Raw genomic sequence first — 22,218 nt, 5'->3', positions numbered from 1 at the left:
CGCACATCCGTGACTGGCATCGCCCGCAAACGTCGCTAGAATGCCGGGCAATGAAAAAAGACGACGGGAACGCCATGGGGAGGATCGGCCGCTGTGCCCTTTTGGCCGCAGTTGCGGTGTGTCTTGCCGCCGCGGCGCGGGCCGAAGAGCCGGTGTGGATCGAAAAGGCGATGCCGGCGCATCTGGGGCTGCAGAGTGTTACCGGTGCGCTCGATGGGGATCGCCTGAAGACCGTCGTCGAGCACGGCAAGATCCTGTTCGAGGCCCGCTTTACCGTCCATGACGGGGCCGGCCGGCCTGCCGCCACCCAGGCGATCATCCCGACCAAGAAGAAGCGGCCGGTGCGCGAGACCTTCGCGCGCACCTTCGGGCCCGACGCCAATGCCTGCACCTCCTGCCACAACGTGCCTGAACCTGGCGGCGCCGGCGACTTCACCGCCAATGTCTTCGTCTCCGAGGGCTTTGAAAGCGCCGACTTCGACAGCACCGCGCCGCAATTCTCCAACGAGCGTGGCACCCCCCACCTCTTCGGCTCGGGACTGCTCGAGCTGCTCGCCCGGGAGATGACGGCAGACCTCAAGGCCCAGCGCCATGCAGCGCTGCTCGCGGCGCGACGGTCAGGTGAGCCGGTGACCGTCGCGCTTGCCACCAAGGGCGTCGATTTCGGCAGGCTGACGGCGTCGCCGGACGGCGCGGTCGACGTCTCCGAATTCGACGGCGTCGACACCGACCTCGTCATCCGCCCGTTCAGCCAGAAGGGCGTTTTTGCCTCGCTCCGCCAGTTCACCATCAACGCCCTCAACCAGCACCACGGCATCCAGCCCGACGAGCGCTTCGGCACCCGCTGGACCGGCACGGAGGATTTCGACGAGGACGGGGTTTTGAGCGAGATGAGCGCCGGCGACGTCTCGGCCTTTGTTGCCTTCCAGGCGACCCTGCCGCCGCCGGAGCAAAAGACGCCGGAGAGCGGGGCCTGGCAGGCGGCGGCGAAAAAGGGCGAGACGGTCTTTACCGACATCGGCTGCGCGGAGTGCCACCGGCCGACCCTGCCGCTGAACAGCCTGATCTTCGACGATCCCGGCCCGAACGACACGGCCGGCACCTTACGTCAAGGGGACGTCGCAGCGCCCGGCGCCATCGACCTCGCGCAATTGCCCTTCGCCAGGCACCTGAAGCGCGACGAGCGCGGCGCCTGGCTGATCCCGGTCTTCGGCGACCTGAAGCGCCACCGCATCGCCGACAACCAGGTCGATCATTTCGCCAACGAGTTGCTCGCCCAGCGCTTCGTCGAGGCCGACGTGTTCCTGACCGCCGAACTCTGGGGCATCGCCGACACGGCGCCCTACGGCCACCGCGGCGACCTGACGACCCTCGACGAGACCATCCGCGCCCATGGCGGCGCCGGCCGCGCCGCGCGCGATGCCTATGTGGCTTTGAGCGACGAAGAGCGCGGAAGCCTCATTGCGTTTCTGAAGACGCTGGGGATCGCCCGATGAGCTGGTCGCTGATCCGTCTCTGCCTTGCCGCCACCTTGGCGGTTTTTGCAGCTTCCGCGCCCCGCGCCGCCGACGAGGCAAAAATCACAGCCGACATCCCCGTCATGCACGAGGAGGCGAAGGCCGCCGGCATCGACCACAGCTATACCGGCCCCTGGGAATTCTTCGTCGGCGGCGGCGTTGCCAGCTTCGATTGCGACGGCGACAGGAAGCCCGACCTCTTCTTTGCCGGCGGCAAGGAAGCCGCGAAACTCTACCGGAACCGCTCGAAGATCGGCGGGGAATTGCAGTTCGAGCCGGTCGCCCTCGACATCGGCGAGCGGTATCTGACGAACGTCCTCGGCGCCTACCCGCTCGACATCGACGATGACGGCCATATGGACCTCGCCGTCCTGCGGCTCGGCCGCAATGTCTTGCTGAAGGGCGGCTCGGACTGCTCCTTCGCTGTTGCCAACCGCGCCTGGGCTTTTGACGGCGGCCGGGCCTGGACGACGGCCTTTTCCGCCATCTGGGAGGCGGAAAAAAAGTTTCCGACGCTCGCCTTCGGCAACTATGTGGACCGCTCCGCGCCGGGCTCGCCTTGGGGCACCTGCCACGACAACGCGCTCATGCGGTCCGGTCCGGGCGAGCGCCCCGACTATGGCGACCCGCTGACCCTCTCGCCCGGCTACTGCGCTCTCTCCATGCTTTTTACCGACTGGAACCGCTCCGGGGAGCCGTCGCTGCGCGTTTCCAACGACCGGCAATATTACCGCGGCGGCGAGGAGCAGCTCTGGCACGTGCCGCCGGGCCGCCCGCCGACGCTCTACACCCGCTCCGACGGCTGGCAGACGCTGCGCATCTGGGGCATGGGCATCACCGAGGGCGACCTCGACGCCGACGGCTATCCGGAATACGCGCTGACCTCCATGGGCGACACCAAGATCCAGACCCTCGACCGCGAGGCGGAGGAAGACCGGCCGGTCTATCGCGACATCGCCTTTGAGCGCGGCGCCACCGCCCACCGGCCCTATGCCGGCGGCGACCGGCGCCCCTCAACCGGCTGGCACTCCGAATTCGCCGACATCAACAATGACAGCCTGCTCGACCTCTTCATCGCCAAGGGCAATGTCGAGGCGATGCCCGATTTCGCCGCTACCGACCCGGACAACCTCCTGCTCGCCCGCTGGGACGACACGTTTGCCGAAGCGGGAGCAGAGGCCGGCATCGCGCTGCCGCGGAAGGGCAGGGGCGCTGCCGTCGTCGACCTTAATCTCGACGGCGCCCTCGACCTCGTCGTCGTCAATCGCAGCAAACCGGTCAGCGTCTTTCGCAATTGCGGCGCCAGGGTTGGCGACACCACCCGCCCCCTCGGCAACTGGCTGCACATCCGCCTCGCCCAGCCCGCGCCCAACCGCAACGGCATCGGCGCCATCCTCAACGTCAAGACCGGCAACCACTCCATGATCCGCAAGCTCGCCGTCGGCGGCGGCCATGCGTCCGGCAGCGCCGGCTGGGTCCATGTCGGCCTCGGCACGGCGGAACGGGCGGAGGTCCGGGTGAAATGGCCCGACGGCTTCTGGAGCCACCCCTACCGGGTGTTTGCGAACCAGTTCGTGGTCATCGCGCGCGACGCCGAAAAGGCGGCGTACTGGTACCCGCTGGATGAGGCGGAAGCTGCGGCGACGGGCAAGGCGGCGCCCGTACCGAGGTGACTTTTACGCAAGAGGAAAGGCATCTCGCGGCGGCTGGTTCTGTAGCGTGCGTCCGCGGCTCTCGCGCACGCGCCTCCCTTCACTCCGCGTCATCACCGGGCTTGACCCGGCGATCCATGAGGCCTCGCCACTCACATCGGCTTTCGTTATTGAAATCAATGCCCTATGGATTGCCGGGTCAAGCCCGGCAATGACGCGGAGAGTAGGATCGAAAGGGAGGTGCTACCCGCCGACCGTCTCCCACGCGTTGGATTTTTCCGACCGGAACAGCGCATCGAGGACGCGCATGTTGGCGATGGCGTCGTCGACGCCGTAGGGAAGCTCGGTCTCGCCCCTCACCGCCAGGGCGAAGGCGTCCGCCTCCTCGGCATACTGATCCGAGGCCGGCACGGTCTCCAAAACTCCCGCGCCGTCGCCGAGCGTCGAGCCGTCGTCGAGCCGCAGCAGCGCCTCCGCGCCTTGGGGTGCGTTATAGGGGATGAGCACTTCGGCCCGCTTTTTGGTGCCCACGACCTGCAGGCGCTGATAGGGCGTTGCCTGGGTGGAGACGGTGAAGTCGAGCCGCCGCCCGGCGCCGAAATCGATGAGCGCGCTCGACAGCCGGTCGGTGCCGAAATCGGGATCCCGCTCGACGAGCGAGACGACGCGCACCGGCTCGGCTTCGAACACGAACCGGCCGGCCGTCACCGGGTAGCAGCCGATATCGTAGAGTGCGCCGCCGCCGATCTCGGCCCTGTTGCGGATGTCGTCCGGATTGCGGTTGGAATAGGAAAAGAACGACTGCACCGCCCAGACCTCGCCGAGGGCACCGGAGCGCACAAGCTCCCTGAGCCGCAGCCATTGCGGATGGAAGCGCACCATGAAAGCCTCCATCACCAGCCGGTCCTTCGGCACGCTCTTCAGCTCCTCGGCCTCCGCCGCCGTCAGCGCAATCGGCTTTTCGCAAAGGACGTGCTTGCCGGCGCGGGCCGCGGCCAGCGTCACCGGCACATGCAGGTGGTTCGGCAGCGGGTTGTAGACGGCGTCGATGTCCGGGTCGGCGAGCAGTTCCTCGTAGGAGCCGTAGGCGGTGTCGATGCCGAGCGCCTTTGCGGCCTCCTCGGCGGGGCCGGGTGCGCGCGAGGCGATCGCGGCCACAACGCCGTGGCGCGAGCGCTTGATGGCGGGAATGACCTTCTCAAGGCCGATCTTTGCCGTCGACAGGATGCCCCAGCGGACCTTTTCCATGTGTTTTCCGGCCTCCTGGTTGCGCCCGCCGCGGTCCGGCGGGCGGCAGTGCTGCATTTCGTTAAGTCCTGCCCGCTACACTTGCATCTCGTTTGCCGGGCGAAGACTGGTCCGGCTCCGTGAGTGCGTAGCGAGCTTGAACCGGCAGCCATGGACTTGGGCGTTCTTTCATCCGCTGCTTTTACATCCGCCAGCTTCCCACAGCAAAGCGGCGGTGAGCAATCGGACACGGCCCGGGAAATCGCCCGCATCACCGCGGAGATCACGTCTGCGCAGACCGAGGCGCAATGCGCCACCTGCGAGGGCGACAAGGAAGACGCGGAGGACCGGGTCAAGGAGCTGCAGGCCGAATTGCGCGCGCTCCAGGCCTCCGAAGGCCCCGCCGAGGCGGAACGGCCGTCGGCCTCCCGGCAGGAGGCGGCGACCCAAAGCGACGAACGGCCCGCTGAGGTCCGGCAAAAACCCTTCGATCCCGAGGAAGCGCCGCTCGCAAGGCTGCAGGAGCTGAACGCCCTTGCCCGCTCGACGCCGGCAAATGAACGCGGCACCGAAGAGGCGTTTGCGCCGGGCCGGTTCGTCGACATCACCATTTGAACGACTGCGGATGAAAAAAGACGGGCGGGGTTGGCCCCCGCCCGCCGGCAACCGCATGGCCTCGTCTCCCTTGAGGGGGAGCCGCGGTTACATGGAGAGCCGCATTTTCTTGGTCTCCGCGGCGATCTTGTTGAAGGCCGCAATCAGCTCCGAGCCACTGTTGGCATCGAAGAAGTAGGAGGTCTTGGTGGCGCACTGCTTCAGCATCTGCAGCGCCGAACTCGGCGCCTGGAAGCCGACCGTGTAGACCAGCACGTCCTTCGCCTTGATGGAGTCGCACAGATCAAGCGCCTGATTACGGGAGGAATCGCCGAGATACTGAGTGTTGAACTCGCCGTCGGTCATCAGCACCAGGACCTTCAGCGTCTTTTCGTCTTGCGACGCATCGGCCTCGTAGGGCGCCGGCGAATATTGATTGGATGGCCAGAAGGTATCGGCAAGGGTCGGCGAGATCGTGTACCAGCCCCAGGCGAGGCCGATATGGCCGGCCGTGCCGCCATTGGCGTTGAGGGTATTGATCTTGGTCTTCAGCTTTGACGGGTTGGTCGTCAGCGGCACGACCTCGGTGTTTGGGCAGTTCCGGGTCATGTCGAGGATCGGACTGCCGACCAGATCATCGTCGTCCTTCAGCTTCTCTGCGCCGCCGCGCTCCGTCACGCACGAATAGGTGTCGCGGAAGGCTTTTTTGTCGACGACGTCGTCGTAATAGATCTCTTCCTCGGTCCTGTAGTCCCAGCCGCCGCCCCAACTCCAACGGCCGCCCCAGCCATTGTCGTGCCCGTCGTCATCCGGGTCGACGCCAAGAACGTCGGCGAGGTTTTCCAGAAAGCCTTCCCAGTCGTCTCCGGCGGGGTCGACTACTTTTGACTTGGCGTCCTTGCCGATATTGACCGAGTAGGCGTAGGGCACCATGGAGACCTTGATGCCCTTGTCCTCGCCGTCGGCTTCCAGCAGCGTGTCGACCAGATCCTTGGCCGCGGTTTTCAGGTTCGAGATCTTCGATCCGCCCATGGAGCCGGTGACGTCGAGCACCATCGCCACCTCGGCATTGGCGCCGGCGGCGACCGCCTCGGCTTCGACCTGGATGTCGAGCGTGTCGAAATGGGCGAGCTTCATGAAGGCGGTATTGGTTTTCGTGTTCGCCACGACCTTCACCGCGCCGGTGTCCGGATCGAAGGTGACGACGATTTCAATGTCGTCGGCGGTGCCGTCCGTGAAGTTGGCATGAAGGGACTCGTTGGCGACCCGCTTCAACTCGGCAAGGTCGGTCTCGCCGGCGCTCGCCGCCTTGGTCGCGGCAAGGGTCGCCGCGTCGACCGCGACCTGCAGGTCGTTGCGAATGCGGCTGGAGTAGGTGTAGTCCGTCGCCATGCCGATCATCAGGAGGAGGGGCAGCAGGCAGGCGGCGAAGATGACCGCAAAGTTGCCCTCGGTATCGCGGACGAACCGCCGTGCATGGCGGACCAGAGCGTCTTTGTGATGATGCCACAACATTGTCTTTTCCTATCGCCGCGGGCTCCTCGCCCATTGCGGCCGTGTTGCGGAAAAGACTGCATCGGGCGTGTCAAATAATTCGATAACGCAAAAGGTTAACGAACGCTGGCTGGAATGCTTTCAATTTGTAGGGAAAACAAAAGGTGTAATCGAACGAATAGCGAACGCGGAGCTGCGGCCGGTCGTCGGTCCGCCGCGCGCGCTTTGCCGGCCGAAAAGCGGTCCGTTGCCGCGCGGCAACACTCGGCCGGCCTGTTCTTAATGTGAATTGCCCCGGCGCGCCGGTGGCGATAAGTACTCCAATCCATGTCGGTTTGGGCAAGGCCCCGCCGATCTTCCCCCAGACGGAGACCGCTCAGGTGACGAAATCGTTCCACTTCCGCAGCCTTGGAGCGGTGCCCTCGTGGCTCCGGACGGGGATTGTCGCCCTGTCGTTCGCCGGCGTCCTCGCCGGCTGCCAGACCGTCGGCACCTATCATCCCGCGCTCGTCGCCGGGCTCGATTTCGGTCCCGACATGTACACCGCCCGGCTCGACGAGGACTTTGAGCTGCCGGCGATCCGCACCGGCGGCACGCCGCGAAAGTTCCAGCGCCAGGTCGTCGCTTACGAGACCGAAGAAAAGCCGGGCACGCTGATCGTCGACACACCGAACAAGTTCCTCTACCTGGTGCTGCCCCGCGGCAAGGCGATCCGCTATGGCATCGGCGTCGGCAAGGCGGGCTTTTCCTGGTCCGGCTCGGCCAAGGTCGCCTGGAAGCAGAAATGGCCGAAATGGACGCCGCCCAAGGAGATGATCCAGCGCCAGCCGCGGCTGAAGAAATATGAGGACGGCATGGACCCGGGCCTCGACAACCCGCTCGGCGCCCGCGCCCTCTACATCTTCGAGGACGGCAAGGACACGCTCTACCGCATCCATGGCACCAACCAGCAGAATTCCATCGGACGCGCCGTCTCGTCGGGCTGCATCCGGCTGTGGAACCAGGACGTGATCGATCTCTACAACCGGGTCCAGCCGGGCGCCAAGATCGTCGTCATTCCCGATCCGCGGACCCATCTGGCGCAGAGCTGACGCCGGCGCATGCGGGGGCAGCGGCGTCCGCCGCGCCGCCGCGTTCCCCGGATCGGCCGGGTTGGGGGTCGTCTTGATGTCGGGCGGGAAACGGGCGAAGCTGCCGGAAAGACGCGCAACAGCCTTCCTAGTCGGCTTTCAGGTTGTGAAACACCTGCTCCAGCATATGGTTCACCTTCCGGATGTCCTCGCCGGCGAGCGAGGCGAACGACCGTTCGAAAATCCCGTTCGCAATGCTGCGCCCCTCGCGCCGCAGCCGGTTGCCCTTTTCCGTGATCAGCACCTCCGTCACCCGGCCGTCGGTCTTGCGCGGCCGGCAGGTGACGAGCCCCTCGGCCGCCATCCGCTGGATGATCTTGGTGGTCGTGTTCAGCTTGATGATGCAGAAATCGGCGATCTCGCTGACGCTGAGCGCATCGCCCTCGTAGAGCGACATCAGCACCCGCCATTGCGCGACGTCCAGCCCCATCGGCTTCAGCGACTTCTCGACCAACTGGTAGTAGCGGGCCGAGACCCGGGTGATCCAGTAGAACGGCCAGTCCGCCTTGCGGAAAGCCGGCTCGTCCGTTGCGGGTTTTTGCACGTCGGGAAAGGACATGGACGATGTCATCCTGGGGTTGTGCGCGGCGTGCGGAGAGAGGGAAAATTGCTGCCGCGGGCGTGGGGACGGGGCAAATCCTTCCGCCCTTTCGGAAAATCGGCCCCTTCCTTCGAAAATTGGCCGCTTGCCGGCAAAATCAACAGGCGGCCCCATCAGAAAAGCACCCTGTCCAGTAAAGGAGCATCTGGAATGCACTTTCGAGACCTTCCGCGCCTCATTGCAGGCGTCCTGGCGGCCGGTACGCTCGCGGCCGGCGCCCTGTCGGTTTCGCCGGCCGCGGCCGAGACCACGCTGACCATGGCCAACTGGCTGCCCATGGCCCATCCCTTGATGAAGAACGCGATGGTGCCCTACGCCAGGTCGATCGAGACGGCCACCGAGGGCCGGGTCAAGGTCAACATCCTGCCGGCGCCGCTCGGTCCTCCCGCCGCCCATTTCGATTTCGCCGTCAACGGCATCGCCGACATCACCTATGGCGTCCAGGGCTACAATCCGGGCCGCTTCAAGACCAAGAACATCGCCGAGATCCCGTTCCTCGGCGACCGCGCCGAACCGATCTCCGTCGCCTACTGGCGCGTCTTCGACAAAATGCTGCGCGATGCCGGCGAGTACGACCAGGTCAAGGTGCTCGGCGTCTTCACCCACGGCCCCGGCGTCATCTTCGCCAAGGACCGGAACCTCGCCACCATGGCCGGCATCGAAGGCGCCAAGATGCGCGTCGGCGGCGGCATCGTCAGCGAGATCGCCAAGGCGCTCGGCACCGTGCCGGTCGAGGGCCCGTCCTCCAAGACCTACGAGCTTTTGTCCGCCGGTGTCGCCGACGGCATCCTGTTCCCGTTCGAGTCCGTTGCCTTCTTCAAGCTGATCCCGCTGCTCGATACCGCACTGACGGTTCCCGGCGGCCTCTACAACACGTCCTTCTTCGTCGTCATGAACAAGGCCAAGTGGGAGAGCCTTTCCGAGGAGGACAAGGCGGCCATCGAAAAGGTCTCCGGCGAGGCGCTCGCCCGGCTTGCCGGCAAGATGTGGGACGATGCCGACGATGCCGGCCGCAAGGAGATGGACGACAAGATCAAGATCCTCGAAGCCAGCGATTCCCAGGTCGAGACGATCACGGACAAGCTCGATCCGGTGGTCGACGCCAAGCTCGCCGAGGCCGCCGAGACCGGCATCGACGTCGAGGCCGCCGTCGAGATGCTGATGGAAGAGATCGACAAGGAATCGGGCGGCGAATGAGCCGGAGCGATATGCCGGAGGCGGGGCGGGCGCCGGACGTCCGCCCCCTTGGGCCGGGGACGATGGCCACCTCTGCCCCGATGACGCCGGTCCACAAGGCGCTGGCGGCGATCTGCGGCGTGCTGCTGATCGCCCTGATGCTGGTCACGGTCATCGACGTCGCCGGCCGCTACCTGCTCGACAGCCCGCTGCAGGGGGCCACCGAAATCACCGGGCTCTTGCTCGCCGCGGTGATCTTCATCGGCCTGCCCGCCGTCTGCCTCGACGACCAGCACGTCACCATCGACCTTGCGGTGGAACACATGCCGGCATGGGTGCATCCGGCCCGCCTCGTCCTCGTCAATCTCGCTTCGGCCGCGGTCCTTGCCGTCGTCGCCTGGCGGCTCGCCGTCTATGGGCAGGCGATCGCCGGCTACCATGAGGTCACGGTGAGCCTGCGCCTTCCCGTCGCCCCGTTGACCTTCCTGTGCGCGGCCTGTACGGCGGTCGCGGCCCTCATCACCCTGAAGAACGCCTTCACCGCGCGCTCCGGCTAAAGCGCTTTCCCAAAAAGTCGACAGACTTTTTGGATAAGAAATCGCGTCAAAACAAAGACCTGAAGCATGTTGCGTGCTTCAGGAAAAACGCAACATGCTTTAACACCGCAGCGGACGGAAACGACCGGAAATGATGCCATGAGCTGGCCGATCGGTAGCCTTGTTCTTTTTGCGCTGATGCTCATCGGCGTGCCGATCTCCTTTGCCCTGGCCCTGGTCGGCACCGCTGGCGTCGTCTCCATCATCGGCATCGAGCCGGCCCTGACGCTGCTCGGACAGACCTTCTTCGACCACAGCCGCACCTATTCCCTGTCGATCCTGCCGCTGTTCCTGATGATGGGGAATTTCGTCGTCCAGTCGGGCATTGCGGAAAACCTCTACAACGCCGCCAACGCCTGGCTGCGCCACCGGCGCGGCGGCCTGGCCATGGCGACCGTCATCGCCTGCGGCGGCTTCTCCTCGGTCTGCGGCTCGTCGCTGGCGACGGCGGCCACCATGTCGAAGATCTCGCTGCCCTCCATGCGTCGCTACGGCTATCCGGACGGCCTGTCGACGGCCGCGATCGCCGCCGGCGGCACCCTCGGCATCCTCATTCCGCCGTCGGTGATCCTCGTCTTCTACGGCATCATGACCCAGCAGGACATCGGCAAGCTGTTCCTCGCCGGCCTCGTGCCGGGCCTCATCGGCGTTGCCGGCTACATCGTCGCGGTGATGATCTCGGTGCGGATCCGCGGCGTCACGCTGCCGACCGAGCCGAAGCTGCCGCTGATCGACCGGATCAAGGCGCTGCAGGGCACGGTCGGCGCGCTCCTGCTCTTTGCCTTCGTCATGGGCGGCATCTATTTCGGCGTTTTCACGCCGACCGAATCCGCCGGCATGGGCGCCGCCGGCGCCATGGTGCTCTCGTTCCTGCAGGGCCGGTTCCGGCTCGCCGAGACCTTCCGCACGCTCTACGAGACCGCCAAGACGACGGCGATGATGTTCTTCATCCTGTTCGGCGCGCTGACCTTCACCAACTATGTGAACCTGTCCGGCATGACCCGCGACCTGCAGGACGCGCTGACCGTTTTCGGCTCCGACCCCTACGCGATCATTTTCGTCATCCTGATGATCTACATCGTCCTCGGCTGCCTGCTGGAGGGCCTGTCGATGATCACCCTGACGGTGCCGATCTTCTATCCGGTGGTGGAGGCCGCCGGCTTCGACCTCATCTGGTTCGGCATCTTCGTCGTCATCGTCACCGAGGTCAGCTACATCACCCCGCCGGTCGGCATGAACGCCTTCGTGCTGAAATCGGTGACGCGGAATGTCAGCCTCAGGACCATCTTCTCCGGCCTTTTGCCTTTCGTCGCCGTCGATTTCGTCCGCATCGGCCTGATCCTCGCCTTCCCGATCCTGGTGCTGTTGCTGCCGTCGCAGATGTAAGAAATACCGACTTGCCAGAATTACCAAGTTAGTTGACGCATTGTATGCGAAGTTCGGAATAAAAAGCCGGCTCTGTCGCCGGCCGCAATAATCGAAAAAGTTGAAAAATCACGTTTTAGACCGGCAAAGCTTTCATTCTGCGTTGAGCGGGCGCGAAAAGTCGTTTTTTTAAAGCGCACGTACATAGATCCGGTTTATACATTTTTAAATGCACCGGCTGTAAAAGTAACCGACATATCCTGAAGCATGTGAAGACCAAGAATGTTGGAACAGCGCGGCAGCCCACGCATTCCCACATCGCCGTTTCCGGTGTCCGTCCTGGACCGCACCAATCTGTGCAGCGTCCGGGCGAAGGTCCGCAACATCTCCAAATCCGGCTGCCGGCTGGAGCTCCTGAAGGCGCTGCCGCTGTCGACGGATATCAGCCTGCAGTTCGACAATTTCGAGCAGATGCTGAACGGCCGCATCGCCTGGCGCAAGGATCGGGCGATCGGCGTCAATTTCGTCTGGGACGCCCAGCCGGCCAACGACAAGCGCAAGGAAAAGCGCGTCGACGTCAAGATCAAGGCGATCGTCTCCGACCGCGACATCACCTGGCGGCAGGATGCCCTGATCACCAATGCCAGCCAGTCCGGCTGCCGCCTGCAGATCCCCGATCCGCACACCCTGCCGGACGAGGTCTGCATCAAGATCGCCGCCCTCAACCGGCCGGTGAAGGGCGTCATCGTCTGGCGCCGCGGCCAGTCCGCCGGGGTCCGGCTGGAATGGAACTACGCCAAGCAAATGCCCGACCAGGTCTTTCTGTAGGCCGCTCCCCTGTTCGGATGAACGATTTTAGAACCGGAAGACGAGGCCGGCGACCGGGCCGTGCTGGACGACGTCGTAGATGAAGCCGCCGTCGCGGTAGTCGACGCCGTTGGCGCGGTAGCCGAGAAAGGCCGAGGTGTTCGGCGTGAAATTGTAACCGGCGCCGCCGAGCGCATCCCAGGCGAAATCGGCACCGCCGGCACCCGCATAGCCCCAGGCCGTCAGGTAGAACCGTTCACTGAGGGATATCCGGGCCCTGAGGCCGGCAAGGCCGTCGACCCAGGTCTCGCCGTCGGTCCGGGTCCGCGTGCCGAGCAGGCCGCCGGAAACCTTGATCCGCGTCTCCACCGAGGAAAGCTGCACGCCGGCCTTGGCATCGAGCCTGAAGCGCGCGTCCTCATAGACCGTGTAGCCGGCGAGCGTCGCCCATCGGAGCGACTTGCTGGTGACCCGGACGCGGCGGGCAAGGATGCCGAGCGGGGTGCGCTCGCTCTCCGAGGTCTGCACATAGCTGAGATCGGTCGAGACGCTGTAAGGCCCGTAGCGCGCCTCGCCGACGATCATGCCGGCGAATTCCAGGGAATCGAGGATGTCGCTGAACGACTGGTCGATGCGGGTGGTCGGCAGCCCGAACTGGGCGACGTCGCCGGTGATGCCGGCGCCCCAGAAATAGGGGGCGATGGTGAACTGCCAGCCGGGAAGGGCCGCGTCCCCGGGCACCGGGCCGGCGTCCCCGGCCGCGAAATCCTCCGCAAATGCCGGCGATGCAGCAAGCAGCGATGCCGCAAGGGCGATGGAAAGGATGCGGCCGGTCCGCCGGCCTTGCGTCGTCGTCATTGCGCGTTCCCCCGTCCTGATCCTGTCGTTTCCCCGTCCGGATCGATGCCATGTGCCCCCGGCCTTCCGCTGCCACAGCACGCCGGGGCGAGCCTGTGCCGGAAGGTTACCACTATTTCTGATTGAGGCAGCCCGATTTGCTGCGGCATGTGCTCCCCTCGGCCTCACGGCGATGGCGTCAGCACGGATGCCTCAAGGGCGCAATCCCGCGTCGGCGTCCGGCCGGCCTTGCGGGCCTCGGCGATCTCCTCGCGGGCGGCGTCCATGGCAGCGACGAATTCCGGTTCGGCGTGCAGCCTTGCCACCGCACCGGCCCCGACCATGCGGCCGGCGACCACGTCGGAATACCAATGGACGTTGCAGACGTTGCGGCTCTCGCCATAGGCGCGGCCGCGGGCGAGGAGTTCCTCGGCCCGGTCGGGCGCCAGCTCGGTGAGGATCAGCGCCCAGCCCCAGCCATAGGCGGTGTGGCCGGAGGGGTAGGAGCCGTCCTTGCGCATCCCCTCTTGGATCTCGGGCGTACACACCGGTGCGCCGTTCGCCATGAAGGGCCGCTCACGGGCGTAGGCGTTCTTGGCGGTGTAGGTGGCGAGGCCGATATCGCTCAGGCTGCGCCACAACAGGAGATAGAGCGCCGGCGTGGTGTCTTCGCTGATGCGGATGCCGAGGGCACAGGAGAACGTATCGGCCGCTCCGGGAAAATAGGCGGCGTCGCGTGTCGCGATTTCCCAGCGCGGACTGTCCTTCAGCTTCAGCATTGCCTCGGACCAGGCATCATCGAGAGCCTGCCGGGCCGAGCCTTCGGCGGGCGCCGGCGGCACGAAGCGCTTGCTGTCGAGGCGCTCGTCCTCGCTCAAATAGCCGGCAAGGATGCCGGGCATGATCTCCTCGACCTCCTGGCCCGAAACCGTGACCATTTTTTTCTCGGGCGCGTCGTCCGCCGCGGCGGGGAAGGCCGCGGCGAGAATGGCGGCCAGGAGAAAAGCGCCGGCAATCATGAATCGCTGCTGCATCGGGCGTCCTTTCCAATGGCAGGGCCGGCCGCCGCCGCATCCGGCGGAGGGGCGGGCACCGTTGCGCGATGGCGATAGCGTGCTCCCACCCCGGATGGCCGGGGCAGGAGCCCGGTGAAGGCGATACGCATTGCCTTCGCGGCCGCCGCATCTCCAGCAGCCAGAAGCGTTGCCGCCGGGCATCGGCACGTCCGATCGGCGCGGTGCCCGTCGGGGCAAAGCACCGGGCCGAACGCGCCCGTTTGCCGGGCGGCAAGTCTCATTCGACGGGCTCCGGCACCGGGAACACCCAGGACCCGTCGAGGATTTCCGCGCGGGGCCGGTACAGCCGGACGGTATAGTTCCATCCCTTCGTGATCGGGATGCAGTTGGCGCGCCCGTCGTCACAGCCGCCGAAATGGATCGTGTACGACCCGTCGCCGTTCGGCTTGGCGGAGAAGTTGTTGTAGCTGTTGCGGCCGAGGTCGTTGGGCTCCAGGTAGCCGCCGGCGTTGTAGACGGTGACCGACCAGAAGGCATCGACCGGCACGTCCTTGACGGTGACGGCATAGGGGGTCGTGCCGTCGTTTTCCTCGACGCTGCCGATGGCGGCGGAGGCGGTCGTCGCCGGCTGGCCGGCCCAGCCGGCCATGGCGCCGACCATGTGGTCGATGGGATCGACCTCGTCCTTGCGCCCGAAGGCGCGGGCGGCGTCGAAGCCGACGGCGCTTGCCAGATCGCTGACGGCCTTGCGCGCCGCGGCGAGACCTTCCAGGTCCCACTCCGGCGCCTCGAACGGGCCTTTGCCGCCGCCGCTTACCGTAATGCCGTCCTGGGCCGCGTGGGCCGCCGCGAAGTCGTCCGGATTGCCGACGTCGACGAAGGTGCGGAACAAGACGAAGGCAAAGCGCGTGCCCACCTTCTCCTCGGTCAGCTCATAGCTGCCCGGCGAGGATTCCACGAAGCTGTAGTGGTCCTGGTTGATCACCAGCATGGACTGAAAGCGGTCGCCGACCTCCGGCAGCGTGACCGTCGCCGGCTCGGACAGGTCCAGCACGACCACGGAATAGAGCGTGTCCTGGTTCGCCCGGATGATCGGCTGCGGTTCGTCGGCCGAAGCCAGCTTGCGTTCGTGGACCAATTCGCCCACGCCGACCTTGTTGGTCTTGAGAGTGGCCCGCAACATCGTGTCGGATTCAGCGCGCACCAACGTGTCGACGGTGACCGGCTCGGCGGCAAATGCCGACAAAGGCACCAAGAAAAGGCCGGCCGCGATCAAGGAACGCATGTCGTTTTCTCCCTCGTCCTGTCCCGGCCGCTCCCCGCAAGGGGGCGACCGTTTGTTGTCGTTGCCCGGCCGGCGCCTACTCCGCGTCCTCGCCCAGGAACGTATTGATGTCGGTGACGATCGCCTCGCACTCCGGCTCAAGATCGTCGTGGGCCGCGCCGAGGCAGGTGAGCAGCCGTCCCTTGCCGAAATTGACGCCCGAGCAGTGCTCCTCAAGGTCGGTGGCGCAGGTGGCAAGCGCCGAGCGCACGGTGAAGAAGAAGCCGTCGATGGCATCGCCGAAATCGGCAAAGGCCGCGTCGCAGTCCTCGGAAAGGACGGTTTCGTGGGCATAGAGGCAGGAGAGGATATGGCCGTTGCCGGGCTCGACCTCCCCGCAATATTCCGCGACGTCTGCCTCGCAGGCCTCCCAGACGCCCGGCGTGTCGGCGTCCTCTGCCCCGGCGGGCGCGGCGGCAAGGGCGAGCGTCAGGATCGCCGGGGCGAAGACGGCGGAAAGGGGCATTCTGATTGAAAACATGGCTTCCTCCATCGCTCCGCGATCAGGGATTGACGACGACGTAGACCGTGGTGCCGTTCTGGACCACCGGCCGGTAATAGACGCCGCCGCAATTGTAATAGGAGTTGTAGGGGTGGCAGCCGGCGATCGAGTGCCGCCGCGTGACCCGGCGCGAGGTCCGCCGTGCCGTCCGCCGCACCGAGCGCCGCGCCGCGCCCGGCGGATAGGCCTGGGCCTCGGCCGCGGTCGCGCCGAGGAGGCCGGAAAGGCCCATTGCCGGGACGGCGGTCTGCGGCGCCCCCGGCGCCAGCGCGCCGAGGACGAACATCGCCGCCGCGGCGGCGATGGCAAAAGTCCAGTTCCGTTTCATGTTTCCCACCTGTGCAGTTGGTCTTTTGCCTCGATCGCCGTCTCCGGCCGCGGCGCGACACGCAGTCCCGCCGCCTGCCCGGACGGCCTGATGGCAATTGCGTCAATTTGAAGTGGCAAAGCGGCTTGGGCGCGCGGTGCGGCCCGTCCATCCGGGCGCGCCGGCGCGCCGTTGCAACGCAGGGGAGACGGTGTCCGCACGTCCTTGATCTCCCGCTCGGGAGGCCCGACTAAGGCGTCTTGCCGACATCCGGCCGTTCCCAAGAATTATTATGACTGCATCCGGCCAATTCTTTGCCGGAAGCGTTTTGCGACTGTTTGTCGAAGGTCCGAAGTGTTGAATTCGGAGTATAAGAAGGAGCATATTTGACGGATGAAGTCACGGCTCAGGGACAGTTTGGCGCGATCGGATCACAATTCGTGAGAATGTCGCCTGACTTTCGTGGCACTGAAGCTGAACGATAGAGGCCGGTGTCCGACGGGAGGGAAGGGCGCACGTGTCGATTGCAATGCAAAACACCCGGGTCCTGAAGCCCGTCTCGCAGATCATCCGCGGGATGACGTCCGAACGCATCCACCGGCAGGTCTGGAGCGCGGTCGGCCTCAGCCCGGATATTCTTGCCGGCAGGCCGCTCTTCATTCCCTACCGCATCCAGGCCGGCCTCCTGGAAAGCGCCGCCCGCGCCACCGGCATGGAGCATTTCGGCATCCACGTCGCCCGCCAGATGCCCTATGCGGATCTCGACGCCTATGGCCGCTACGTGCTGTCGGCGCCGTGTCTCGCCGTCGCCCTTTACCGCGGCGTTCGTGCCCTTCGCCACATCCTCAGCCATGCCAACGTCTATCTGCGGGTGCAGGGCGACCGCATCGTGCTGCAGTTCGATTCCGCGCTCGACCCCGGGGTCGGCGGCGCCCGCCACCAGGAGGAGGCGATGCCGCTGCTGCTCGCCGACCTGGTGCGCAGCTATGTCGGCCCCGACTGGCGGCCGGACTGGACCGAATTGCGCGTTCCGCGGAGCGCTTCGACGGCGGCCCTTGAGGACCTGCACGAGACCAATGTCCGCACCGGCGGCCGCTTCGCCGCCATCGCCTTTCACAAATCGCTCGTCTGGAAGGAAAACCCGCGGCCCGCTTCGCCGCAGGACATCCACCTGATGCGCGACATGCGAGACCTGGTGGCGGCGCGCGCGCCGCGCAACATCACCGAGACGACCTGCAACATGATCGAGCTGCAGATCCGCCGGGCCGACCCGAGCATCGAGGCGGTGGCGGAGAGCCTGGGCATCGGCGCGCGGACCCTGCAGCGCAAGCTGATGGTCGAGGCGACCAGTTTCCAGGAATGCCTCAACCGGGTGCGCGCCTGCCGCGCCCGCGACCTGTTGCGGGAAACCCGGCTGTCGCCGGCCGAGATCGCCAACCAGCTCGGCTATCGCGAGACCAACAGCTTCCGCCGCGCCTTCCGCCGCTGGGCGGGCATGTCGCCGAGCCAGTACCGCGCCTCGATCGGCATCGCCGGGCAATCGGCCCGCGAGGCCGCCGGCTAATTCGGAGTGGCGAGCCATGGTGCTCAAGATCTTCGCCCTTGTCGTTCTGGTCGTCCTCCTCGTCGCCGGCCTTGCCGTCATCTGGCTGGTCGGGGCGCTGCCGGGCCGGATCGCCCGGTCACGCGGCCACGGCCGCGCCGAGGCGGTCACTGTTGCCGGCTGGTGCAGCCTGCTGATGCCGGTGCCGCTGTGGCCGCTGGCGATGGTCTGGGCGCACATGGACGGCGAGGCACCGGCGGCAGGGGCAGGCCGATGATCCTGTTCCTCACCCTTTGCTACATCGCCGTCGTCTTCCTCCTGGTGAAGCTCCGGGTTCTGCCGGCCAGTCGCTGGGTGAAGCTGTCGCCGCTCGGCTTCATGCTTTTGGCCTTCCTGTTCCTGTTCGTGCCCATGCAGTGGGGTGCACCGGCGGGCGGCGTCCAGGTGCTGCGCCACACGGTGCAGATCGTGCCCAACGTCGCCGGCCAGGTCATCGAGGTGCCGGTCCGGCCGAACACGCCGGTGAAAAAGGGCGACGTCCTCTTCCGCATCGATCCGGCGCAATACCAGGCAAAGGTCGACCAGCTCACCGCCCAGCTCGGCTTCGCGACGCTGCGGCTCGGCCAGTTCACCCAGCTTGAGCGCAGGCAGGCGGGCTCCAAATTCCAGGTCGAGGAGGCCGAGGCCAATGTGGAGGGCCTGAAGGCGCAGCTCGCCAACGCAAGGTGGGAGTTCGACAACACCGTCGTGACGGCGCCCGCGGACGGCTTCGTCACCAATGTGGCATTGCGGCCCGGCGCCCGCGTCGCGGCGATGCCGCTCGCCCCGGTGATGGCCTTCGTCGACACTTCCGAGACCGTCGTCGCCATGCAGGTGCAGCAGATTCATTTGCGCCACATCGCACCCGGCCAGCCGGCGGAGGTCACCTTCAAGGCGATCCCCGGCGAGGTCTATGCCGCCACCGTGGAGCAGATCGTGCCGGCAACCGTGATGGGCCAGGTGGCGCCGTCGGGTGCGGCCGCAACCACCACACAGCTTGGCGCCGCGCCCTTTGCGGTGCGGCTGAAGCTGGACGATCCGTCCGTCGCCGACGCGCTGCCCGCCGGCACCAATGGCGGGGCGGCGATCTACACCTCGTCGGTCCGCCCCGCCCATATCATCCGCCGGGTGATGCTGCGCATGGACGCCTGGCTCAACTACGTCGTGCCGATCTGACAGCATCGGCCGATCGCAACGGCACGGAAGATGCCCGGACAAACCTTTGGGAGAAATGTCCATGACCCGTCGACACTGGAACACGTTCGCCGCCGGCCTTGCCCTCGGGCTCTTTTCGGTGCTGCCCGAGGCGGGCGCCCAGACTTATGCCGCCGACGTGCCGGCCTCAGTCGAGACGCCCGACGTTGTGGAGACCGAACGGCTCGGCACGCTCAAATTCTTCGACGGCATGCCGGACGAGGAGACGGTCAGGAAGGTCTACGACAACATCGACTTCTCACGCGGCGTCGAGGCGTTCCTCACGGGCATTCCTGCCGCATCGATCTATGGGCTCTGCCACGGCATGGAGCAGGCCGGCATCCCGGCCCACACCGTCGGCATCAGCGAGGACCTGCTCGACGCCCGATCGCTGTGGCTGACCGCGCAGTCGACGACCGTCTACGTCGTGACCTGCCTCGACCTGAAGCAAGGCCCGGTCGTCATGGAGGTGGCGCCAGGCCTGCTCGGCGGCGTCGACGATGCCTTCTTCCGTTGGGACACCGATATCGGCATCACCGGCCCGGACCAGGGCCGCGGCGGGCGCTACCTGTTCCTGCCGCCGCACTATGACGGCCCGGTGCCGAAGATGGGCTTCCACATCGTGCGCACCCGAACGAACATGCACTGGCTGTTCGCCCGCGCCTTCGTGACCGAAGCCGGCATCGAAGCGACGGTCGCCGGCGTCAAGGCGCAGATGAAGGTCTATCCGCTCTCGCAAGCGAAATCGCCGCCGGAGCAGGCCTTCGTCAACTATTCCGGCAAGCAGATGAACACCATCCACGCCAACGACGTGACCTTTTTCGACGAGTTGAACGCGGTCGTCCAGAACGAACCGGCCGATGCCTTCGACCCGGAGATCGCGGGCCTGTTCGCGGCGATCGGCATCAGGAAGGGCGTGCCGTTCGAGCCCGATGCGCGGATGGCGAAGATCCTTTCCGATGCCGCTGCCGTCGGCAACGCAACCGTCCGCGCAATCACGTTCCGCCCGCGCGAGCGGGACCGCTTCTATTTCTACCCGGACCGCAACTGGTACACGAGCTTTACTGGCGGCAGCCACGAATTCCTGGACAACGGCGCGCGCGGTCTCGACGACCGGGCGATGTTCCACTACTCCGCCACCGGCATCACCCCGGCAATGGCCTCGCCGCAGGTCGGCATGGGCTCGGTCTATGCCTTCACGCCGCACGACGCGACCGGCGCCTATCTTGACGGCGGCAAGACCTACAAGGTGACGCTGCCCAGCCCGGTGCCGATCAACAATTTCTGGTCCTTCGTCGTCTACTCGACCCAGCATCGCTCCATGCTGGAGACCGACCAGCGGCTCGCCGGCCTCGACAGCACGCTGGAGGACGTCAAGCCGAACGAGGACGGCTCCTACACCGTCTGGTTCGGCCCGAAGGCGCCGAAGGGCAAGGAAGGCAACTGGGTGCAGACCATGCCGGGCAAGGGGTTCATGGTCATCCTGCGGCTCTACGGACCGCTCGAGCCCTGGTTCGACAAGACCTGGAAGCCCGGCGATCTGGAACGGGTGGACTGAACCGGAAGACGGAATCGGGTTGCTATCGCTCCGTCGCCGTTGCTGCAACACCATCCGTGACATCGACGCATCGGACGGGCGCCTTGCGGCCGGAAGATTGTGCGTCCGGGCGCGGCTCTGATGCTGCTGCTGGCCTAAGAAGTTGGGTGGGTTCCAACGCTCCGGCGGTTGCTCCGGCCGGGGGCTTTATGTTTCGCACGCATCATATGGTCATGTAAAAATGCATTGGACAGCATAAGAACTCCTTGTTTTCATCGTGCCTACAAAATTGGCACGACAGCGAATTGCTGCGACAGAGAGGAGCCTAAAATGAAACGTTCGTTCCGGAACCTTGCATGCTTCGGACTAGCGCTGGCGGTCATGACCGGGCCGGCCCTTGCCGAATTCCCCGAAAAGGAAGTCACCATCACCGTCGGCTTCGGCCCCGGCGGCGGCGTCGACACCATCACCCGCGCGGCCTCCGATGCGCTGTCGGAATCCCTCGGCCAGCCGATCGTCGTCGAAAACCAGCCCGGCGCCGGCGGCGGCCTGGCGCTGACGGCCCTGAAGGCCAAGCCCGCCGACGGCTATCACCTGGCCGCGGCGATCTCCACCACCGTCTCCTTCGATCCCCATTCGGCCAATGTCAGCTACGGCATCGACGACTTCACCTATATCGGCGCCTTCGGCGTCTTCCCCGAGGCGCTCGTCGCCCTGCCGTCGCGCGGCTGGAAGAGCTTCTCCGATGTCATCGCCGCCGCCAAGAAGGCGGAGAACGGCCTCACCTACGCCTCCACGACCTCGCTCGACCGGGTGGTGATGAAGACGATCTCGGCCAAGGAAGGCGTCACGCTGAAGCCGGTGCCGACCAAGGGTGGCGCGGAAGCCGTCGCCGAAGTGCTCGGCGGCCATGTCGACTACGCCTACAGCTCCGGCGCCTACTACGCCCAGGCCAAGGCCGGCGAACTGATGGTGCTGGCCGGGCTCGGCACGGACCCAGTCCCCGGCTTTGAAAGCGCGCCGACCCTGAAGAGCCTCGGCTACGACATTTCCAGCGTCAACATGGTCATCTACGTCGCCCCGGCCGGCATTCCCGACGAGGCCAAGGCCGAGCTGGTCAAGGCCTTCGAGGCCGCGGCGAAGTCGAAGACCGTCCTCGACATCCTCGCCAAGCGCAATATGGGCAGCTACATTCTGACCGGAGACGACTTCGACAAGCAGATCCGGGCCCAGAGCGCCCAGTTCAAGGCGGCGATGGAGTAGCATGACGATACCGTCCACAGGACATCAGGACGGGCCGCATCCCTGGGTGCGGCCCGTTGCCGAATTCGCCGTCGTCTTCGGCCTCTGCCTCCTCGTCCTCTTCGTCGTCATCCCGGCGGGCACCGCCGAGAGCGACAATTTCGGCCTCTCCCCACGCATGCTGCCGATCGCGACCACCGTCGCCATCGCGCTTTTCTCCGTGATCACGCTGGTCTCCGGCCTGCTCCCGCTGCGCGGCAGGAAAGGCCATCAACCCGTCCAGACGCGCGGCCTCCTGGGCGTCGTCCTTCTGACCCTTGCAACCCTCATCGGCGTCGTGGCGATCGACCAGGCCGGGCTTCTGATCGGCGGCACGGCGCTCGTGCTGCTCGCCTCGCTGGCGATCGGCGAGCGCCGTCCGGTCGCCCTTTGTGGCATGGGGCTCGGCGCCGTCGTCGTCCTCCTGCTCGTGGACTGGTCCGGCCTTTGAGGACTCTCGCTGCCGGCATCGCGGCGCG

22 protein-coding genes are annotated in these 22,218 nt (G+C 66.0%); 14 read left to right on the top strand and 8 right to left on the bottom strand.

Going from position 1 to position 22,218, the window contains the following annotated elements; genetic code table 11:
• Nucleotides 1-50: 50 nt before the first annotated feature.
• Both M2319_RS19740 and M2319_RS19735 read left to right on the top strand, forming a co-directional pair.
• Nucleotides 51-1,496: a cytochrome c family protein gene (locus tag M2319_RS19740; RefSeq protein WP_264603182.1), complete on the top strand. Its 1,446-nt coding sequence runs from the start codon at nt 51-53 to the stop codon at nt 1,494-1,496.
• Nucleotides 1,493-3,190 (top strand): CRTAC1 family protein, encoded by a 1,698-nt coding sequence (locus M2319_RS19735; RefSeq protein ID WP_264603181.1) that lies wholly within the window; start codon nt 1,493-1,495, stop codon nt 3,188-3,190. The genes M2319_RS19740 and M2319_RS19735 overlap by 4 nt, the downstream gene beginning before the upstream one ends.
• Before the next feature lie 222 nt (nt 3,191-3,412).
• Here M2319_RS19735 and M2319_RS19730 read toward each other — a convergent pair whose 3' ends face one another.
• Nucleotides 3,413-4,417 (bottom strand): Gfo/Idh/MocA family protein, encoded by a 1,005-nt coding sequence (locus M2319_RS19730; protein WP_264603253.1) that lies wholly within the window; start codon nt 4,415-4,417, stop codon nt 3,413-3,415.
• A gap of 150 nt (nt 4,418-4,567) precedes the next feature.
• Between M2319_RS19730 and M2319_RS19725 the strand changes: the two genes are divergently transcribed.
• The gene (locus tag M2319_RS19725) at nt 4,568-5,011 is read left to right on the top strand and encodes a hypothetical protein (protein WP_264603180.1); all 444 of its coding nucleotides are present in this window, start codon (nt 4,568-4,570) and stop codon (nt 5,009-5,011) included.
• Nucleotides 5,012-5,098: 87 nt separating this feature from the next.
• On the opposite strand, the gene M2319_RS19720 is transcribed toward M2319_RS19725, so the two are convergent.
• A complete protein-coding gene (locus M2319_RS19720) occupies nt 5,099-6,505 on the bottom strand; it encodes a pilus assembly protein (RefSeq protein ID WP_264603179.1) in 1,407 nt (468 codons plus the stop codon).
• Between the two features lie 359 nt (nt 6,506-6,864).
• Here M2319_RS19720 and M2319_RS19715 point away from each other — a divergent pair, with 359 nt between their 5' ends.
• Nucleotides 6,865-7,575 (top strand): L,D-transpeptidase, encoded by a 711-nt coding sequence (locus tag M2319_RS19715; RefSeq protein WP_406682230.1) that lies wholly within the window; start codon nt 6,865-6,867, stop codon nt 7,573-7,575.
• Nucleotides 7,576-7,702: 127 nt separating this feature from the next.
• Here the strand turns inward: M2319_RS19715 and M2319_RS19710 are convergent, their stop codons facing one another.
• Nucleotides 7,703-8,173 (bottom strand): MarR family winged helix-turn-helix transcriptional regulator, encoded by a 471-nt coding sequence (locus M2319_RS19710; protein ID WP_264603178.1) that lies wholly within the window; start codon nt 8,171-8,173, stop codon nt 7,703-7,705.
• A 192-nt stretch (nt 8,174-8,365) separates the two neighbouring features.
• On the opposite strand from M2319_RS19710, the gene M2319_RS19705 reads away from it, so the two are divergent.
• The 4 genes from M2319_RS19705 to M2319_RS19690 all read left to right on the top strand — a co-directional run bounded on the left by M2319_RS19705 (nt 8,366) and on the right by M2319_RS19690 (nt 12,180).
• Complete coding sequence (locus M2319_RS19705) at nt 8,366-9,412, top strand: TRAP transporter substrate-binding protein (RefSeq protein WP_264603177.1); 1,047 nt, start codon at nt 8,366-8,368, stop codon at nt 9,410-9,412.
• Nucleotides 9,409-9,948 carry a TRAP transporter small permease gene (locus M2319_RS19700; protein ID WP_264603176.1) on the top strand — a complete coding sequence of 180 codons (540 nt, stop codon included), beginning with the start codon at nt 9,409-9,411 and terminating at the stop codon, nt 9,946-9,948. The genes M2319_RS19705 and M2319_RS19700 overlap by 4 nt, the downstream gene beginning before the upstream one ends.
• 138 nt (nt 9,949-10,086) lie before the next feature.
• Nucleotides 10,087-11,373, top strand: coding sequence for a TRAP transporter large permease (locus M2319_RS19695; RefSeq protein WP_264603175.1), 1,287 nt, complete (start codon nt 10,087-10,089; stop codon nt 11,371-11,373).
• A 261-nt stretch (nt 11,374-11,634) separates the two neighbouring features.
• Nucleotides 11,635-12,180 (top strand): PilZ domain-containing protein, encoded by a 546-nt coding sequence (locus M2319_RS19690; protein ID WP_264603174.1) that lies wholly within the window; start codon nt 11,635-11,637, stop codon nt 12,178-12,180.
• A gap of 27 nt (nt 12,181-12,207) precedes the next feature.
• Here M2319_RS19690 and M2319_RS19685 read toward each other — a convergent pair whose 3' ends face one another.
• From M2319_RS19685 to M2319_RS19665, 5 genes are all read right to left on the bottom strand, one after another.
• Nucleotides 12,208-13,017: a hypothetical protein gene (locus tag M2319_RS19685; RefSeq protein WP_264603173.1), complete on the bottom strand. Its 810-nt coding sequence runs from the start codon at nt 13,015-13,017 to the stop codon at nt 12,208-12,210.
• Nucleotides 13,018-13,181: 164 nt separating this feature from the next.
• The gene (locus M2319_RS19680; RefSeq protein WP_264603172.1) at nt 13,182-14,030 is read right to left on the bottom strand and encodes an acid phosphatase; all 849 of its coding nucleotides are present in this window, start codon (nt 14,028-14,030) and stop codon (nt 13,182-13,184) included.
• Nucleotides 14,031-14,289: 259 nt separating this feature from the next.
• Nucleotides 14,290-15,297 (bottom strand): DUF1214 domain-containing protein, encoded by a 1,008-nt coding sequence (locus tag M2319_RS19675; RefSeq protein ID WP_264603171.1) that lies wholly within the window; start codon nt 15,295-15,297, stop codon nt 14,290-14,292.
• 76 nt (nt 15,298-15,373) lie between these two features.
• On the bottom strand, nt 15,374-15,817 hold the full coding sequence (locus M2319_RS19670; protein ID WP_264603170.1) for a cysteine rich repeat-containing protein: 444 nt from the start codon (nt 15,815-15,817) through the stop codon (nt 15,374-15,376).
• Between the two features lie 22 nt (nt 15,818-15,839).
• Complete coding sequence (locus M2319_RS19665) at nt 15,840-16,166, bottom strand: hypothetical protein (RefSeq protein ID WP_264603169.1); 327 nt, start codon at nt 16,164-16,166, stop codon at nt 15,840-15,842.
• A gap of 496 nt (nt 16,167-16,662) precedes the next feature.
• Between M2319_RS19665 and M2319_RS19660 the strand changes: the two genes are divergently transcribed.
• The 6 genes from M2319_RS19660 to M2319_RS19635 all read left to right on the top strand — a co-directional run bounded on the left by M2319_RS19660 (nt 16,663) and on the right by M2319_RS19635 (nt 22,190).
• On the top strand, nt 16,663-17,709 hold the full coding sequence (locus tag M2319_RS19660) for a helix-turn-helix transcriptional regulator (RefSeq protein WP_264603168.1): 1,047 nt from the start codon (nt 16,663-16,665) through the stop codon (nt 17,707-17,709).
• 16 nt (nt 17,710-17,725) lie between these two features.
• Complete coding sequence (locus M2319_RS19655) at nt 17,726-17,965, top strand: DUF3302 domain-containing protein (RefSeq protein ID WP_264603167.1); 240 nt, start codon at nt 17,726-17,728, stop codon at nt 17,963-17,965.
• Nucleotides 17,962-18,903, top strand: coding sequence for an HlyD family secretion protein (locus M2319_RS19650; RefSeq protein ID WP_264603166.1), 942 nt, complete (start codon nt 17,962-17,964; stop codon nt 18,901-18,903). The genes M2319_RS19655 and M2319_RS19650 overlap by 4 nt, the downstream gene beginning before the upstream one ends.
• A gap of 61 nt (nt 18,904-18,964) precedes the next feature.
• On the top strand, nt 18,965-20,479 hold the full coding sequence (locus M2319_RS19645; protein WP_264603165.1) for a DUF1254 domain-containing protein: 1,515 nt from the start codon (nt 18,965-18,967) through the stop codon (nt 20,477-20,479).
• A 309-nt stretch (nt 20,480-20,788) separates the two neighbouring features.
• Nucleotides 20,789-21,721, top strand: a complete 933-nt coding sequence (locus M2319_RS19640) for a tripartite tricarboxylate transporter substrate binding protein (RefSeq protein WP_264603164.1) — start codon at nt 20,789-20,791, stop codon at nt 21,719-21,721.
• Nucleotide 21,722: 1 nt separating this feature from the next.
• Nucleotides 21,723-22,190 carry a tripartite tricarboxylate transporter TctB family protein gene (locus M2319_RS19635; protein ID WP_264603163.1) on the top strand — a complete coding sequence of 156 codons (468 nt, stop codon included), beginning with the start codon at nt 21,723-21,725 and terminating at the stop codon, nt 22,188-22,190.
• The last annotated feature ends 28 nt before the right edge of the window (nt 22,191-22,218 follow it).

The organism is Rhodobium gokarnense (assembly GCF_025961475.1).
In the GTDB taxonomy this organism is placed as follows: Bacteria; Pseudomonadota; Alphaproteobacteria; order Rhizobiales; family Rhodobiaceae; genus Rhodobium; species Rhodobium gokarnense.
This window is presented reverse-complemented; position numbering and strand designations above follow the sequence as displayed.

Bases quoted from the DNA above. Each gene is read 5' to 3' on its own strand.
- M2319_RS19740 (WP_264603182.1), top strand. From the start codon at position 51: ATGAAAAAAGACGACGGGAACGCCATGGGGAGGATCGGCCGCTGTGCC.
- M2319_RS19735 (WP_264603181.1), top strand. From the start codon at position 1,493: ATGAGCTGGTCGCTGATCCGTCTCTGCCTTGCCGCCACCTTGGCGGTT.
- M2319_RS19730 (WP_264603253.1), bottom strand. From the start codon at position 4,417: ATGGAAAAGGTCCGCTGGGGCATCCTGTCGACGGCAAAGATCGGCCTT.
- M2319_RS19725 (WP_264603180.1), top strand. From the start codon at position 4,568: ATGGACTTGGGCGTTCTTTCATCCGCTGCTTTTACATCCGCCAGCTTC.
- M2319_RS19720 (WP_264603179.1), bottom strand. From the start codon at position 6,505: ATGTTGTGGCATCATCACAAAGACGCTCTGGTCCGCCATGCACGGCGG.
- M2319_RS19710 (WP_264603178.1), bottom strand. From the start codon at position 8,173: ATGTCCTTTCCCGACGTGCAAAAACCCGCAACGGACGAGCCGGCTTTC.
- M2319_RS19705 (WP_264603177.1), top strand. From the start codon at position 8,366: ATGCACTTTCGAGACCTTCCGCGCCTCATTGCAGGCGTCCTGGCGGCC.
- M2319_RS19700 (WP_264603176.1), top strand. From the start codon at position 9,409: ATGAGCCGGAGCGATATGCCGGAGGCGGGGCGGGCGCCGGACGTCCGC.
- M2319_RS19695 (WP_264603175.1), top strand. From the start codon at position 10,087: ATGAGCTGGCCGATCGGTAGCCTTGTTCTTTTTGCGCTGATGCTCATC.
- M2319_RS19690 (WP_264603174.1), top strand. From the start codon at position 11,635: ATGTTGGAACAGCGCGGCAGCCCACGCATTCCCACATCGCCGTTTCCG.
- M2319_RS19685 (WP_264603173.1), bottom strand. From the start codon at position 13,017: ATGACGACGACGCAAGGCCGGCGGACCGGCCGCATCCTTTCCATCGCC.
- M2319_RS19680 (WP_264603172.1), bottom strand. From the start codon at position 14,030: ATGCAGCAGCGATTCATGATTGCCGGCGCTTTTCTCCTGGCCGCCATT.
- M2319_RS19675 (WP_264603171.1), bottom strand. From the start codon at position 15,297: ATGCGTTCCTTGATCGCGGCCGGCCTTTTCTTGGTGCCTTTGTCGGCA.
- M2319_RS19670 (WP_264603170.1), bottom strand. From the start codon at position 15,817: ATGTTTTCAATCAGAATGCCCCTTTCCGCCGTCTTCGCCCCGGCGATC.
- M2319_RS19665 (WP_264603169.1), bottom strand. From the start codon at position 16,166: ATGAAACGGAACTGGACTTTTGCCATCGCCGCCGCGGCGGCGATGTTC.
- M2319_RS19655 (WP_264603167.1), top strand. From the start codon at position 17,726: ATGGTGCTCAAGATCTTCGCCCTTGTCGTTCTGGTCGTCCTCCTCGTC.
- M2319_RS19650 (WP_264603166.1), top strand. From the start codon at position 17,962: ATGATCCTGTTCCTCACCCTTTGCTACATCGCCGTCGTCTTCCTCCTG.
- M2319_RS19645 (WP_264603165.1), top strand. From the start codon at position 18,965: ATGACCCGTCGACACTGGAACACGTTCGCCGCCGGCCTTGCCCTCGGG.
- M2319_RS19640 (WP_264603164.1), top strand. From the start codon at position 20,789: ATGAAACGTTCGTTCCGGAACCTTGCATGCTTCGGACTAGCGCTGGCG.
- M2319_RS19635 (WP_264603163.1), top strand. From the start codon at position 21,723: ATGACGATACCGTCCACAGGACATCAGGACGGGCCGCATCCCTGGGTG.